The 15,614-nt window shown below is 59.0% G+C and carries 12 protein-coding genes and 1 pseudogene; 2 read left to right on the plus strand and 11 right to left on the minus strand.

What is annotated here, in order from left to right:
• Nucleotides 1–125: 125 nt before the first annotated feature.
• From PSPA7_RS20960 to PSPA7_RS20975, 4 genes are all read right to left on the minus strand, one after another.
• A complete protein-coding gene (locus PSPA7_RS20960) occupies nucleotides 126–1,655 on the minus strand; it encodes a GMC family oxidoreductase (protein WP_012076812.1) in 1,530 nt (509 codons plus the stop codon).
• Nucleotides 1,656–1,665: 10 nt separating this feature from the next.
• Entirely contained in the window at nucleotides 1,666–2,250 is a 585-nt protein-coding gene (locus PSPA7_RS20965; RefSeq protein WP_012076813.1) for a nuclear transport factor 2 family protein, read from the minus strand.
• Between the two features lie 15 nt (nucleotides 2,251–2,265).
• Complete coding sequence (locus PSPA7_RS20970; protein ID WP_012076814.1) at nucleotides 2,266–3,378, minus strand: NAD(P)-dependent alcohol dehydrogenase; 1,113 nt, start codon at nucleotides 3,376–3,378, stop codon at nucleotides 2,266–2,268.
• A gap of 64 nt (nucleotides 3,379–3,442) precedes the next feature.
• Entirely contained in the window at nucleotides 3,443–4,387 is a 945-nt protein-coding gene (locus PSPA7_RS20975; protein WP_034000411.1) for an NADP-dependent oxidoreductase, read from the minus strand.
• A gap of 145 nt (nucleotides 4,388–4,532) precedes the next feature.
• Here PSPA7_RS20975 and PSPA7_RS20980 point away from each other — a divergent pair, with 145 nt between their 5' ends.
• Entirely contained in the window at nucleotides 4,533–5,462 is a 930-nt protein-coding gene (locus PSPA7_RS20980) for a LysR family transcriptional regulator (RefSeq protein ID WP_003150941.1), read from the plus strand.
• Between the two features lie 500 nt (nucleotides 5,463–5,962).
• On the opposite strand, the pseudogene PSPA7_RS33065 reads toward PSPA7_RS20980, so the two are convergent.
• From PSPA7_RS33065 to PSPA7_RS21005, 6 genes and pseudogenes are all read right to left on the minus strand, one after another.
• Nucleotides 5,963–6,100: pseudogene (locus tag PSPA7_RS33065) on the minus strand (hypothetical protein); the annotation flags it as partial.
• A gap of 228 nt (nucleotides 6,101–6,328) precedes the next feature.
• Nucleotides 6,329–8,554 carry a TonB-dependent siderophore receptor gene (locus PSPA7_RS20985; protein ID WP_228380083.1) on the minus strand — a complete coding sequence of 742 codons (2,226 nt, stop codon included), beginning with the start codon at nucleotides 8,552–8,554 and terminating at the stop codon, nucleotides 6,329–6,331.
• A 92-nt stretch (nucleotides 8,555–8,646) separates the two neighbouring features.
• Nucleotides 8,647–10,389, minus strand: coding sequence for an ABC transporter ATP-binding protein (locus PSPA7_RS20990; RefSeq protein WP_041025508.1), 1,743 nt, complete (start codon nucleotides 10,387–10,389; stop codon nucleotides 8,647–8,649).
• Nucleotides 10,389–12,206: an ABC transporter ATP-binding protein gene (locus PSPA7_RS20995; protein WP_012076819.1), complete on the minus strand. Its 1,818-nt coding sequence runs from the start codon at nucleotides 12,204–12,206 to the stop codon at nucleotides 10,389–10,391. The genes PSPA7_RS20990 and PSPA7_RS20995 overlap by 1 nt, the downstream gene beginning before the upstream one ends.
• Nucleotides 12,193–12,957, minus strand: coding sequence for an AraC family transcriptional regulator (locus tag PSPA7_RS21000; protein ID WP_374954555.1), 765 nt, complete (start codon nucleotides 12,955–12,957; stop codon nucleotides 12,193–12,195). The genes PSPA7_RS20995 and PSPA7_RS21000 overlap by 14 nt, the downstream gene beginning before the upstream one ends.
• Nucleotides 12,958–13,052: 95 nt before the next feature.
• A complete protein-coding gene (locus tag PSPA7_RS21005; protein ID WP_034081827.1) occupies nucleotides 13,053–13,436 on the minus strand; it encodes a hypothetical protein in 384 nt (127 codons plus the stop codon).
• A gap of 614 nt (nucleotides 13,437–14,050) precedes the next feature.
• Between PSPA7_RS21005 and PSPA7_RS31375 the strand changes: the two genes are divergently transcribed.
• Nucleotides 14,051–14,473, plus strand: a complete 423-nt coding sequence (locus PSPA7_RS31375) for a lysozyme inhibitor LprI family protein (protein ID WP_003150950.1) — start codon at nucleotides 14,051–14,053, stop codon at nucleotides 14,471–14,473.
• Between the two features lie 109 nt (nucleotides 14,474–14,582).
• On the opposite strand, the gene PSPA7_RS31380 is transcribed toward PSPA7_RS31375, so the two are convergent.
• Nucleotides 14,583–15,494, minus strand: a complete 912-nt coding sequence (locus tag PSPA7_RS31380; protein WP_171941857.1) for an alpha/beta fold hydrolase — start codon at nucleotides 15,492–15,494, stop codon at nucleotides 14,583–14,585.
• Between the last annotated feature and the right edge of the window lie 120 nt (nucleotides 15,495–15,614).

Here is a 15,614-nt window from a genome sequence, read left to right on the forward strand (position 1 = left end):
CGTGCACGCCCTCCCCGCCCCTTGGCAGGAGCCTGAAGTATCTTCGAAGTCAGGCGCCCCACCATCATCGGGATACCACAGCGTTATTCGAATCCTTGGCTTGCAGTGACGCTCTCAGCAAATATTCAGCGTCGCTGCTCCGATACGGTGATCTTGTGTGCCAAGTATTCAGCTCCCATGATTACAGTCGGGTTCGTCGCCACGGAAGGTGTCTCTGGATAGATTGACGCATCCACGATACGCAGTCCTTCGACTCCCCACACCATGCCTTCGCAGTTCGTCACGCTGAGACCGTCGCGCGCGGCCCCCATTGGCGCCGTTGATGTGATGTGCAGGGTGGGTTCCACATGTTGCTGTAAAGCTGCACGCAGAACATCCGGATCGTCCGGCACCGGGGTCCCGTCGCGGAACGTCACACTCTCCACGCGCTCGATCAAAGGAGCCTGGCGTACCACACGCAATGCAGCCTCGATGCCCGCCATCAGCCGGACGGTATCGTTCGGTACTTGAAGCAGGTTCAGTGCAACATCGATTTCCGCATCAGGATGACGGGCAAGCAATTCCATCGTTCCACGAGACTCCACATGACAGGCGCATACTATGACTCCGAACGCATGTCCGGAGGACGCGACTGACTCGTCCGCGTAATGATTGAAGCCAAGGTAGAAATCGAGTTCCTCTCCCGTTGCGAGTGGCGAACGTCCCCACACCTTGCCGCCCACCGCTGGCGTCCGCTCACCTCCATCGCGTGTCACAACCTGCAAGTAGACATGCGGCTGATCCATCAGCGCCTGCCCCACCGGCAAGTCTTCTACAAGTGGAATCCCAAGTCGTTCGAGCTTCGCTCGCGGCCCAATGCCTGAGCGAATCAGCACTGCCGCACTGCCAACCGCACCAGCCGCAAGCGCAACTTGACGACCGCGAAACTCTCTGCCGTCGGCTAGCCTGACACCGACCACGCGCTTGCCTGCAAACAACAGGACATCGACGCTGGCGTCAGCGACAAGCGTGAGATTTTCGCGCGCAACCACTTCGCGACCGAGATATGCCATGGCGGTGTTTATCCGCACGCCGTCGCGAACATTGGCCGGATAAATGGAGACTCCAAACGAAGAGGGCCCATTCGCGTCATCGACATAAGGGAAACCGGCGAATTGCGCCGCCGCAATGAACTCGCGCGCATCTCGAGTCAGTTCATCCAGGGTGCGCAAATGAACGGGAATCGGTCCGTCACGACCATGAAGCGCATCATCGCCATAATCGGAAGATTCGCATTTTTTATAGAAAGGCAGTACGTCACCATACGCCCACCCCTTCAGTCCATGTTCCGTCCATCGCGTGAAATCGGCTCGTGGTGCACGCACAAATGCGCCAGCGTTGATCGTTGAGCCCCCGCCGATCACCTTTGCTCGCAACCCTCCAGTCGGGCGCCCCCGGGCGACATCCCGTGTCGGCGGCCATCGATGCTCGGCGTCGCCGCCGACCGAATCTACCGATGCGAGTCGGTCTGGGAACTCATGAGAGCCGTAGTGGTGACCTGCCTCGATGAGCAGCACACGGAACCCAGGGGTTTCACTCAGGCGCGACGCTAGAACTGCACCCGCCGAACCACCACCAACGACGATAAGGTCAAACTCGAGGAACGCGTTCTTCATGAGACCAACCTCAGTTGGAAGTTGCGGGCGTGCGCTGGATCAGATTGAAGTCACGCAGTGCCACGTAGGGGTCCCAGTATTCACGGACGTAGGAGATCTGGCCATCCGCCACCTTGACGATGGAAATGAACTTCTGGTTGTACTCTCCGCCAGTGGCCTTGATCAGACCGCGACTGGTGTATTCGAAGACGTACGTACCCGGCTCGTTCGTCTTGAGCTGGGTCCAGTTCTTTATCTCGGAATATTCGAGCCGCCCTAGATAGGCGCTCATCTCGGTAAAATAACGGGTGATATTCTCCCGCCCGGTATTGGAGCGCGAAAATATCGGGAAGTCGTCCGCCGGCGCATAGGCCAGTTCAAATGTCCCCGTCGGGGTAAAGTAACGTGCGACGTTGTCTGGCGTCTCCGACCAACCATTCAGGCTTTCCCGAAAGAAGCGCGCCACATCTTCGGTGTCATAGCCCGGCGCCAGGTACTTATAATCACCTCGTTGGACGATATGGCTCTTTCCGTTTTCCGCTGGTGTATCGGCAAAAACACCGCTGGCAACCATCGCCAGCGACAGAGCGAACATGACAGGTTTAACAAGCTTCATGATTTTCCCCTTCATCTATGGATGTCGCATTTGAATGACAGCTTTGATCGTCGCACCTGAAAGAGAGTCTTCGATGGCCTGGTTTATCTCGTCGATCGAATAGAAACGGACCAGAGCATCGACTGGAAAACGGCCCTGTAGAAAGAGTTCGATCAATTGCGGGATGAATTCCCTCGGTGCGGCGTCGCCCATGATCGTTCCCTTGATATGGCGACCACGCATGACATGCATTACATCAAGCGGAATGGTCGTGTGCTCCTTGACCACACCCGTCAAGGCGCACTGGCCGTTCTCGGCCAGGCAGGCGATCGCCGACTGCATGACGCCGGTGTTGCCTGCGGCTTCCACCGCATAATCGGCACCGCGGCCTTGGGTCAACTCCCCCAACAGGGCCGTCAGATCATCCGTTTTCGGATTGAGGCAGTGGGTGGCACCCACTTGTTTCGCCAGCGCTAGACGATTGTCCTTGATATCGACGGCGACAATATGCCCACATCCGGCGACGCGTGCCGCCATTACAGCAGCCAGCCCTACCGCACCAAGGCCGAACACCACAAGCGTAGAGCCCGGGCGTGGGCTCAGGGTATTCAGTACCGCACCCGCACCGGTCATGATGCCGCATGCGAATGGCCCCAGATATTCCAGCGGCGCCTTGGGATCGACCTTGACCGCACTGCTGACGTTGACTGTCGCGTAATTGGAAAAAGACGATTGCCCAAAGAAGTGGCTATGGACATCTTTGCCGCTGTCCAGCTCATGCAGACAGGTCGTGGCATTGCTGCGACAGGCCGCCCAATTGAGTGCCGTATGCGATTCGCAATAGGTTGGCAGGCCGCTTGCGCATTTCCTGCAGGTTCCGCATGAGGCCAGAGACAGCACCACATGATCACCCGGTTGCAGGTGTTCGACACCGGGACCGACACACTCGACCACACCAGCTCCCTCATGGCCCAGGACGACCGGCATCGGCACATCGACGAGTTTGTCTCGCACCGCAATGTCCGTATGGCAGATACCGGTGGCAACGATGCGCACCATCACTTCGTTGAACCCCGGAGGGTCCAATTCCAGAGGAAGAATTTGTAGTACGTCGTCGCTTCTTACAGCGACCGCCGAAGTAACTTTCATACAAGTTCCTTTATTAAAAGTGCGGTATGGAACATGCACGCATGTTCCTCTTCCGGGCCCAGCCCTAGGCGATGTCGATCACCGTCTTGCCCCGTGCGCCGCCGGCCTGCCGTTGGCTCATGACTGCGGGCACGGCTTCGAGCGAGATGTGCTTATCGATCACGACGCGAAGGGAACCGCTGAGCACCTGTCGCGCAAGGGTCCGAAGATCCTCGCGATTGGGCAGCATTTCCAGATTGACGGCGCGTACTCCGCGCGCTGCCGCGACATCGGCAGTGGCGGACCAAATGCTACTGAGCGCCGTCCCGCCGGGAGCAATGCAGGAAACCAACTCAGCAAAGGCCGGCGCAGGATTGACGAGGTCGATCAAGCCGTTGATGCCAGCAGGCCAACCTGTGCTCAACCGCTCAGGAACATTCTGCGTTCTGTCGAAAACATGCTCGACGCCCAATTGCGCCAGCCATGGAGCCGCTTCGGTCGATGCGCTCGCCAGCACCTGGTAGCCTTTGGCACGTGCCAGTTGCACAGCGAACGTACCCACTCCACCAGTGGCCCCCATTATCAAAACAACGCTGCCAGGCGGCAGTCCGAGGGACTCGACGGCCTGAAGGGCAGTCGTCGCCGCGGTGGGCAGGGCTGCCGCCAAAGCTGGCGGCACGCCGAGCGGCGTGTGCAGCAGCGTTGCGTCAGCCGATATGGCTACATATTCAGAGAAGCTGCCGTTACCGACATAGCTGTGCAGAAACCGTCCGAACACGGAATCGCCGACCTCGAAGTCGCTCACCTGTTCGCCAATCGACTCGACGACGCCAGCACCGTCGATACCGAGCGTCAGCGGAAAGCGGTGTTCAAACCGGTCCTTGAAAAAACCTTCTGCGATCCGCCGGTCAATCGGATTCAGACTGGCGTGGGTCATTCGAATCAGAATTTCCTGCGGCCCGGCGACCGGAAGCGGGCGCTCGTCCACGATCGGCATGGTTCCAAAAGCAGACAGGACTATAGATTTCATCGTCACATCTCTAACCAGGTGGGAAAGCGCCTGCACCGCTGGAGTCGACATCGCGATGCAGGTGGTTAGGGATGTTATTTCCTGGACAATCTTCCGATAAGAGGCAATATAGTGACGAACTGTTCTTCCATGGACGACAATCCTGGTGAAAAAAAAAGCGGTATTGCAGGATCTGAATGATCTCTATTACTTCGCCGCAGTGGCCGAGCACGGTGGATTTTCAGCCGCAGGTCGAGTGCTGGGCGTTGCCAAGTCCAAACTCAGCCTGCGAGTATTGCAACTCGAACAACGTTTGGGCGTTTTGTTGTTCCAGCGCACCACGCGCAAGATTCAGTTGACCGAGGTGGGCGCCCGCTTTCTGGAACATTGCCGCAGCCTGGTCGCAGAAGCGCACGCGGCACAGGATGCGATCGACTTCTCTTCGTCCGGTCCCACAGGTCTGATCCGTATCAGTTGCCCCGCTGGCGCGGCGGAAATATATCTGACGCCATGGCTATCGCAATTCATGGCTCAGTATCCGCGTGTGCAGATTCAACTTCAGGCCTCCGATAGAGTCATGGACCTGGTAGCCGAAGGCATTGACGTTGCTTTACGACTTCGCCCCGAATCGAGCATGGCCCCCGAACTGGTGACACGCCGATATGGCACCAGCCGACGTATCCTGGTGGCCAGTCCGGCGTATCTGGAAAGACATCCGGCAATCCAGTCACCGGACGACTTAAAGCACGCCGATACGATCAGTTTGCTTGAAGAGGCTCCGCTACAGCAGTGGGAGCTGATCGGTCCTGAATCCGAAGTGCGCACCATTGAACTCCGCCCCCGCCTGATGGCCAGTGTCTGGTCCCTGGCAATGCAAGCGACTCGGGACGGCCAGGGGGTTGCGCTACTTTCGGCGCTGGGCTGCCGATCTGCTCTGGAATGCGGGGATCTGCGTCAAGTCTTGCCAGAATGGGCGGCGCGCGAACTGGTGGTGCATGCGGTGTTTCCTACCCGGCGCGGAATGGTGCCGGCGGTCAGGGCGTTGTTGGATTTTCTCTCGGACAGACTTCCCGTGATGACCGCACTCGATAGCTAGCGTTAGTTCCCAGCAATGCTGCACGCACCGAAGCAATCGGCGTTGGCCTGGAACACACAGCACCCTACGAAAAGCACAGCGAGTATCTGGCAATGAAGTCTGCTCCTGGCCGCTTGCTGCCAGTCTTCATTGGGTCTTCGCGGTTCAATGCACCCCGAATAGCCATGCAGTGAGTATTCGAATCGGTTCCGACACTAAATTCGCATGCCTAATCGACACCGATTCGCGCTCAAAACACCACCACGGCTTTTCAAAATCGTCAGCCAATCGCACGACTCCGACAGCCAGTCGCATACCCGACACCTATTCGCGTCCTCCGACAGCAGTTCGCAATCTCGACAGTCTGCTTTGCTCGCGCCTAGGACAGCCAATCTTCAAGCGATGCAGGGTTCATTCTGCAGTTCCCAGAAACGGACGTAGATGAAAGACAGTTGCCGGTAAATTGCGGACAGTGCACTAGCAAATAAAGCTGTCCCCTTTTCGGACGGCGGCGGCGTAGCCCGACCGTGCAACTGGCTGTCGAAACGCTCGCTGACCCGCACCAGGACAAAGCTGCGCAGCCTTCCAGCACACCCATGAAGAACGAACACGCCGAGCGCTATCAATGTCAGCATCAACCGGATGACTTCGTTGGCCGACCGAGCCGCGCTCATCCCTGCCACCACTGCCCGCCTAATCCCGAATGAGCCCGGATGGCACCTCCCTGTGCCGGGCGCTCCCTCGCCGCTGCGCCAAAACCGTAGAGTGCCTACTGGGAGTTCAACCTACACGATGCTTATTGCCTGAACCGAAAGAACTTCTGGGTTAATCCCAACCAAGGTGATCATCCCCAACGTCAATAGACACATTACCATCAACCATATTAATCATTTGATTCTAAAGTGCAGACTGACCATGAAATTGCGTGGTTCACCATAGAGGTAGCCGTTCTGGAATCCCACAGTTGTGTAGTACTTCCTGTCGAACAGGTTGCTTATATTGGCCGATAGGCTGGTGGTATCGGAGAGTTCATAACGGGCCATGAGCGACGTCAAGGCATAGGACGATTGCCCGACCTTAACGCTCTGCCGCTGGGGATTGGTGGCCTCTTGGTAGAAGCGGCTCTGCCAGTTGACCCCGCCGCCGACCGTCAGCCGGTTCCAATCGCCCTGCAGGCGGTAGGTCGTGAACAGGCGCGCGGTGCTGCGGGGAATCTGAGAGTTCAGGCGATAGCCGTCGCCATCCTCGGCGGTGAAGTGCGAGAGCCCGGCGTAGAGGTTCCAATCGGGGAGGGGTTCGCCCTGCACTTCGACGTCGAAACCGCGCGATACCGTACCGTTTGCCGCACGGTAGGCCTGGGTGCCGTCCGGCAGGACCTGCCCGGCGTCGAGTTGCGCGACGCCATCCAGGCGGGTCTCGAACACCGCGAGCGAAGCGTTGAGCAGACCGCCGAAGTATTCCCCCTTGATCCCGATTTCCTTGTTCTTTCCCTCTGCGGGTCCCAGTACCCTGTTACTGCTGTCGCGGTAGGCCGACTGTGGCTTGAAGATTTCTGTATAGCTCGCATAGACCGAGTAGGTATCGTCCAGATCATAGATCACGCCGACATACGGGGAGACCTGCCCAGTTTTCTTGTAATGGTTGTCATTACTCTCATCGATCTCGTAGTTGCTGCTGCGCGCGCCGATGATGAGCTTGAACGGGTCTGCCAGGGAAAGGCGCAGCGCGCCGAAGATCCCGCTCTGCTTGATAGTGGTATTGATCGTCGGGCCCGGCTGGAACGCTTGGCGCGGGAAGCGGCCGTTCCAGGTATAGATACTGCTGACATCGGAGCTGGACACGAAGTTGAGGCCATAATCGCTATGGGACCTGGAGCGTGAGCCGCTGCCGCCGAGGACCAGTTCGTGCTCGCGGCCCAGCAGTTGGAACGGGCCGCTGACCAGCAGGTCGAGGCTGTCCTGGCGTGTTTCGACGCCGCCGTTCAGGGCCGCAGGCATCCAGCCCAGGCCGGTTGCGCGGTCCGGGTAACCGTTCATCGACAGCAGGTCACTATTGACGTCGCTTTCCTTGTGGTCGGCGTTGACGCGCAAGGTCCAGCCATTGTCGAAGGATTGCTCGACCCTGGCAAACGTGGTGTTCAGCCTGCTTTCCCAGCGGTTCCAGCGTGCGGCCGGATTCTTCGAACGCGACCAGTCGGTGCGCGTGCCATCTGAGAAGAACAGCGGCATGCCGCCCCAGGTGACGCCCTTGGGGTCGTTGTTCTGGTACTCATGACCCAGAGTCAGGGTGGTGACCGGGGTGAGGTCAACGTCGAGCACGCCGTAGAAAGCCTGGCGCTTTTGCCGGTAGTGGTCCTGGAAGGAGTCGCGGTCCAGGTAGGTACCGACGATACGCCCGCGTACCCTTTCATCCGTACTGAGCGGCGAGGAAAGGTCGAACGTGCCGCGCTGGTTGTCCCAGCGTCCCAGTCCCATGTTCGCCGAGGCGGAAAACGTCTTCAGCGGACGCTTGCGGACCAGGTTGACCGACGCGGAGGGTTCGCCGATGCCTTGCAGCAGGCCGGTCGCGCCACGCACCACTTCGACGCGGTCGTAGAACGCCGTGTCCAGCATGCCTTCCCCTGGTGCCATAGCGTTGGCAGTCGTAGGAATTCCGTCGTACATGAAGCTGTCGATGCTAAAACCGCGGGCAAAGTAGTTGACCCTCTCGCTGTCCAACATAGTCGACGAGACCCCGGTGCTGTTCTCCAGCACGTCACGGAGAGAGTCCAACTGCTGGTCGTCCATGCGTTGGCGGGTGATTACGGTGAGAGACTGAGGCGTTTCCCGTGGCGTCAAGGCGAGGCCGGTTCCCGAGCGACTCTTTGCTGCCGTGTAGGAGCCCGAGCCCTCGGTCGAAAGGTCTTCCGAGCTGCCGGTGACGGTGTCGGCAGGCAGTGCCAGGGCCGCCTCTTCGTCTGTGGTCTGCTCGAGCATGTCGGAGTGGGGCAGCGCTTGCCGGGTTTGTGCATTGGCCGGAACCAGGACGTGTGCGACCAAGGTGCACAGACAGGCGGCATGGAGCAGGGGCTTGTGGGGGAAGATAAGGGGCCTGCGGCGGTAAGGGTGGGTCATTGGATCGATTCCTGGAAATGGGGCAAAACCTGCCCGAAGCCGCCGTGCCGATAGGCGCGGCGGCGCGAGCATCATAGAAATGGGGTGTTGCTTCAGGCGATGCGCCAGCCCTTGGCCATCTGCCGTTGCGCCAGGAAGTGCGCATAGCGCCCTTGCTGCGCTTGCAATTGCGCGTGAGTGCCGGACTCGACCACCCGACCGTCCTCCAGCACGGCGATCCGATCCGCCATTGCAACCGTCGATAGTTGGTGGGCAATGACGATCAGGGTCCGGCGGCCGCGCAGGCGCGCGAGCGCTTCGGCAATGGCCGCCTGGTTTTCCGCGTCCAGCGCGGCGGTGGCTTCGTCCACCAGCAGGATGGGGGCGTCTTTGAGCAGGGCGCGGGCAATCGAGATACGCTGGCGCTCGCCGCCCGACAGACGCATGCCGCCCTCGCCTACCGGCGTGTCCAGGCCCTGCGGCAGGCGCTCGATGATCTCCGTCACGCCGGCCAGTCGGGCCGCCTGCAATATTTCGTCATCGCTGGCATCGGGTTTGCCGATGCGAATGTTGTCGGCGATGCTGCCCTGGAACAGGTAAGTATTCTGGAAGATCTGGCTGATCTGCCCAGCCAACTGCTCGCTGCCCATTTGCCGCACGTCGACGCCCCCGACGAGCACGCTGCCGGCCGTCACATCGAAGAAGCGTGCGACCAGGGCCGCCAGCGTGCTCTTGCCCGAGCCGGAGGCGCCCACCAGCGCCAGCATGCTGCCCTCGGCGATATGCAGGTTCACTCCGCGCAGCACCTCGGGCGCGCTGGGCGCATAGCGGAATCTCACGTCACGCAGATCCACCGAGCCATCGATCGGCAGCTTCGGCTCGAGCGGTTCGGCCAGCGGTTTCTCGTTCAGCACTTCAGCTACCGCGTCGAGTTGGCCGCGCGCACTGCGCAGCACCTCTCCATAGCCGGCGATGTCAAGCAACGGGTCGATGAAGCGGTTCACCAGCAGCAGCGAGGCGACCACGGCGATGGCCGTGTCGGCCTGTGACTCCCCCCCCAGTTGGCTGCCCAGCCAGAGCGCGGCGGCGATCAGCAGGGCGGCGAACGCCAGTTGTACTGCCCAGGCATTGAGCACGACCGAGGCAATCGAAACATAGAGCAATCGCGAGCCGGACGCGTGCTGCCGATCGATGGCACGTTTCAGGAAATCCATGCTGCCGCTGCGAGCGCTGAAGGCGCGGAGCACCGACTGTGCCTGGGCGAACTCGACGATGCGCTGGCTGGTACGGGCGGCACTGCTGTGGAACGCCTCGTCGGCCTGTTGGCCCAGGCGTGCGCTGAACACGAATATCCCGGCCAGGATTGGCAACGCTAGCAGTGCGATCAGGCCCAGTGGCCAATGCAGCGTTGTCAGTGCGACGACGAAGACCAGCGGTGTCACCACGCCACTGAGGATCGGAGTGAACAGGTGGCCGGGCAACTCGGACAGCTCGAACATGCCGTGAGTCATGACATGATTGAGGCGTGCGGTGTTCTGTGGCGTGAACCAGCCGACCGACAGGCCGGCGATGTGATCGCCGATGCGTTGGCGGCAGTCGCGGAGTACGGCGACACGCACCGCCACGCTGGCCTCCTCGACCTGGCGGCGCCAGGCCCAGCAGGCCACGAGCCCTATACCCAAGGCGAGGAGCCAGAGACCGGCGCTGTGGACGTCGCCGGCCAGCAGGTGACTCAGGATCGGCACCAGGGCGGTGATGATCAGGCCATTGAGCAGGCCCAGAACGACGGCCATCCAGGCATAGCGGTGGAAGATGCGTGCATCGTCGCCCAGCAGACGGGAAAAGGTCTTGAACATCATTGCGTCACCTGGCCTCCGATTCTTTGCGCGGCCTGCGCATCGCCATAGCCGCCCAGTTCCCACAGGCGAGCGTAGTGCCCGTTGCGCGCCAGCAACTCCTCGTGGCGCCCTTGCTCTATGACGGTGCCATTGTCGATCACGACAATGCGGTCTGCGTGCATTACGGTATCGAGCCGATGTGCGATGACTAGGAGCGTGCGCCCGTGGGCGAAGCGCGAAAGCGCTTCCTGGATGGCCACTTCGTTTTCGGCGTCGGCGGCGGCGGTGGCTTCATCCAGTACCAACACCGGCGGGTCCAGCAGAATCGCGCGAGCGATGCTCACGCGTTGTTGTTCGCCGCCGGAGAGATGCGCGTCCTCGCCGATTACCGAGTCGTAGCCGCGTGGCAGGCTCAGGATGCGTTCGTGGATATTGGCTGCGCGCGCGGCGTTCTCGATTTCCGACCGGGCCGCCGAGGGACGGCCCAGCGCGATGTTGTCATGCACGCTGGCATGGATCAGCCGCACGTCCTGCAGGACGAAACCAATGTGCCGGTACAACTCGGTACTTTCGAGGTTCCGCAGGTCTGCACCACCTAACGTTATGCGCCCTTCGCTCGGATCGAAGAAACGCAGCAGCAGTCGCGCCAGGGTGGACTTGCCAGCGCCGGAAGGACCGACCAATGCGGTAACTGTGCCGGGTTCAAGTGTGAGATTCAGGTTCGCGAGCACTTTGTGCTGCGCGTCGTAGGTGTAGCCTACCTGCTCAATGCGAATCTCGCTGCCGGTGGGCGTCTGCCGCAATGCTGCCGCAGGTTGTTCCAGCACTGCGGTACGCAACAGGTCCTGCACACGCCGAGCCGCTCCCTTCGCGGGGTCCAGTCCGTGCGCAATGAAGATCAGCAGCATCAGCGGAGCAGACACCCCGGGAGCCACCAGGACAAAGGGCAGAACTGCCGCCGGGGTCATCCAGTCGAGATGCACGAACAGTGTGCCTGCCGCAAGCACCACGCCCAACACCGCGACCGGCGCCATCAGTGCGTTGGCGATGCTCATGGAGCCGAGCGTCGGCTGTAGCAACTGGAGAAATACTTCTAGGAAATCGTCCACCGCGGTCCGATAGTTGCCGTGAGCCCTGCCGCCGGCGCCGAAGGTCTTGATGACCGGAATGCCGTTGACGAACTCGACTACCGCATTGTCCACGCGCGCTTGTCCTGCGCCGAAGGCCTGCATCTGACGTTCGCTGAAGTTCATAGCCGAACCGATCAGCAGCAACCCGCCTACGTAGGGCAGGAGCGCTACCAGTGCCAGGCGCCAATCCAGCGCGAACAGATAGACCAGCGAGGTCAGGATGACACCGAGCGTGCGCCCCAGGGTGGTGTAGAAATGTGCGGTCAGGTCGTGCAGGGTGCCGATGTCGTCCTGCATGGCGTGCTTGATCTCGCCCGACGAGCGCGAGCCGAACCAGCCCAGCGGCACCTTCGCCAGCCGACGCGCCGCGGCTAGCCGCAGGTGGTGGGTCAGGCGGTTGTCGGCCGCGTGCGCCGTGGCTTCGGCCAGCAGGATCAGTAGCAGGCCGCCGAACAGGCTGGCGATGCTGAGGGCCACCGTCCGCCAGAGTTCGCCGTGGACCGTGGCTTCGGTGGCATGGGTGGCGACAGCGCCGAGCGCAATCTGTGCGATATGGGCGATACCGGCCAGCGGCACCAGCGTCAGCGCCGCACCCAGGCCTGCCAGGGTGGCGGCGCAGATCAGGCGGCTACGGATCGGGCGCAGGATCTGGCCCAGCGGCGCAGGCTCGTTGGCCGGCGTGTCGTTGGCTTCAAGGGCGCTCATGGAGACTCCCGGCAGGAATGTGTAGGGGGGCGTCGAGCCGGGCCGTGCGCTGCGCCAGGAAACGTCGCGGAGGCACTCCGACGGCCTTGCGGAACATAGTCACGAAGGCTCCGGGGCTGTCGTAGCCCAGGTCGTCGGCGATGGCCTGGATGAGATGGCCCTGGGCGAGCAGCGGCAAGGCCCTGATGATGTGCATCCGGCGGCGCCATCTGCTCACGCTCAAGCCGGTTTCGGCAACGAACAGCCTCGACATGTTGCGCTCGCTCATGCCGATGCGGCTGGCCCAGAGATCGAGCGTGGCATGCTCTGCCGGGGCAGCCAGCATCGCGTCGGCGAGTTTGCGAAGGCGTGGGTCGACAGGCATGGGCAGGTGCAGGCTCTCCTGCGGCGCGGCGATCAGTTCATCGAGCAACACCTGCATCAGGCGCGCCTGTGGGCCGTCCAAGCCATAGTGCGCGGGAAGGGCCGCGGTGCGTGCCAGCAACGCGCGCAGGAACGGCGAAACGGAGATCGTGCAGCAACTGCTGGGTAGCTCTGCCGCAGCATCCGCTTCGACGAACACCGCAAAGCCCTCGGCGTTTCCGCAACTGCTGGCGCGGTGCGGCATGCCGCTGGGAATCCAGACGGCTCCTTGCGGCGGCACCACCCAGATGCCGGCATCGGCCTCCAAAGTGATCAGCCCGCTGTCGGCGAATATGAGCTGCGCCTTACGGTGGTTGTGGAACGGTATCTCCCAACTGGCGGTTGGCATTTCCAGTCCGAGTACCACCACCGGGCGGTCGATGAGATCGGGATAGTTCGATTCGTTTCCGGCGATGGGCATCGGACGATTCCTCACGAGCTCATTCAGGCACCGGCCAGCAGCGACTCGGCCTTGGCGCGAGCGGCCTCGGCACTGGCGACAACGAACATGGGGTAGCCCCAGAACTTGGCAAAGACCATCGAGAACCCCTGCATCTCGGCGCGCTGGTCCGGCTCCGGGACGATCTGCAGGTGGCCTTTGATCAGACGCCGAATCTCGGTCCGGTGGGCCTTCATCCAGGTGACGATCTTGCGTCGGGTATCGATATGGTCTTCGGCGTCGTCGGGGGCATCCTGGCTGACGAATACGAAAGGGCGGCCGCGGGCCAACAGTTCCGAGATGCACTCCAGCACCTCCTCGATAGGTCTGGCGCGGGCGGGGGAGTTTTCCATACGTACGAAGGGATACTCAGTTGTGTCGATATTCATGGTCGGCTCCAGCACATCGATGCGATCCGGAATACAAATGAGAATACTTATCATATCCTCAAGAAGAAGTTGCGTCATTGGATAAAACGGACAAAAAATTCTTCATTTCAGCCAATCTGGCAAGGAAAGCTGCTTCTTTTTCGATTGCCTATCGAACCCAGGATGCAGAGTGGCGGCCGGAATATTGAGACGTTGGTGCGGCAACAATTCCAAGATGCTCTTGACTGCGCTCAAGCACACATCGCAGTGGCAGCATGTGAGGCTGCCGTTTTCGACGAAGTCTTCGCTTCCCACAAGGAAAACTATTCTCCGACTCCAAGCATTGTGGAAACCTGAAAGACTGAAACCTCCTCAGCAACCTTATTTTTGAATAACTCCATACAATCAATAGTTCAGTATTTTTTAAATTGGATAGTTTCCCTGTCTGACGTACCTACGCCCACATCGCTTAGTGTCCTAGACAGACGTCACCAAACCCAGCCAAAGCAGGCGGTAAGTCTTGACACTGTAGTGTTAAAATTTTAATAAAGCACCATACGCCTTGCCAGAAGTTTTTTTACAAATAAATTTTATCAGTCAAGTGACAATCACCACAAACCACAGGAGCAGCCAGCATGAAAATCACTAGAACTTCAAAAGGACTCATTTCCTCAATCACTTCCTCCGCAGTATTCTTTCTACTAACAGCTAGCAACCCAGCAAACTCTGAACCTATAACCCACCCATACACTGAAACTTACAGAAAATGCATAAACGACAGCACAAACACAGTAGAACAATACTCCTGCATAGAAGAGGAACATAAAATTTGGGACCAAAAGTTAAACAAGGCCTACAAAGAAACACTTTCAAGCAGAGTGAATCCTCCAGCCTGGAAAATAGCCCAACGCAACTGGCTGAAGTTTAGAAAATCACAATGTGAAATTTATAACTTCAAAAGCAACGGTTCCGGGGATGGAGTCTTGGAAGCAGTTTGCGAACTTAATTTAACCATTGAAAGGACCCTTCAACTGGAAGACAGCAACTGGCCTTCCTAACCATTGAGAAAAAACATAGGAAATGAATTCCTTTAAACTATTTATCTTAAAAGGCTTGCCATCAGACGATGGCAAGCCCGATCCTTATAAGAAATTTAAATTTACAAAATCAGATAAGAAAATCTTCAGCAATCTTCATAAAAACATTGCTTCTCTCCCCCATGCTATTATGCCCACAGTTCCTTATGCGCACGGACTTGGCACCGGGTATACCTTTCTCCAACTGCTTGGCATGAGGAGGCAGCAAACAGCGATCCTCCTCGCTCCAGAGCACTAAAGTACGAGCTTTAATCTCTCCGAGCCGACTTAGAGTGTCAGCCTTTCTATCAGCTTCTACATTACGAAGAAAAGCCGCTGGCTCTTGTGGTGCAAGTATCTTCGCAGACGCTTCAAGTAGTTCATCAACAGTCCGCCTTGATAGAGTGCTGGAACCATTTCCATAAATTGTCATAGACTTGGCAAAAGCCTCATCGCTTTGATAATTACGAAGGACCTCCCAACTATCGAACATGGCATTCATGTTGTCGTCAGTGCGAGCCCAGGTATTGGCCAACAGCATTCGGCTGACGCGAGCCGGTGCCATCAAAGCAAGCTCCTGCGCTATCTGCCCCCCCATCGAGTGTCCCACCAGATGAACACGCTCAATTCTCAACTCGTCGAGAAGTGCCAGAGCGTCCTCAGCCATGTCGCGCAAGGTGTAGTTGCTCGGGCTCAAACTACTCTGTCCTGAGTCTCTATTGTCGAGTAAAATGGTGTCGAAGCGCTGGAAAGCTTCCTGTACTGGCCGCCAGATCCCTCGATCACACATGGTGCCGGGAATAAGCAAGACTGGATGTCCACCATTGCGCTGCCGTTCATAGGCTATTCGCAGACCATTTGGTGTGGTGATGGAGCCTTGCTCGATCGGAATGGGCTTGGAGGTATTTGCAAAAACAGATGGCGCCATCGAGGCAGCTATTAGGGCTGTGCCTGTGCTCAGGTAGGTACCAACAAAGTTTCGTCGCGTCATCTCTCTGGACATGGTATTTCTCCTAGGCTGTTTAAGTAAAAAGCAAATGATTGCTCGAAAGCATATAACCGTTTGAACATATATAATTCAAAATTCGATTACAGAACAACTTAGGCTACCAGTTAACTAGAC

Origin of the sequence: Pseudomonas paraeruginosa PA7, assembly GCF_000017205.1 — a bacterium.
GTDB lineage: Bacteria > Pseudomonadota > Gammaproteobacteria > Pseudomonadales > Pseudomonadaceae > Pseudomonas > Pseudomonas paraeruginosa.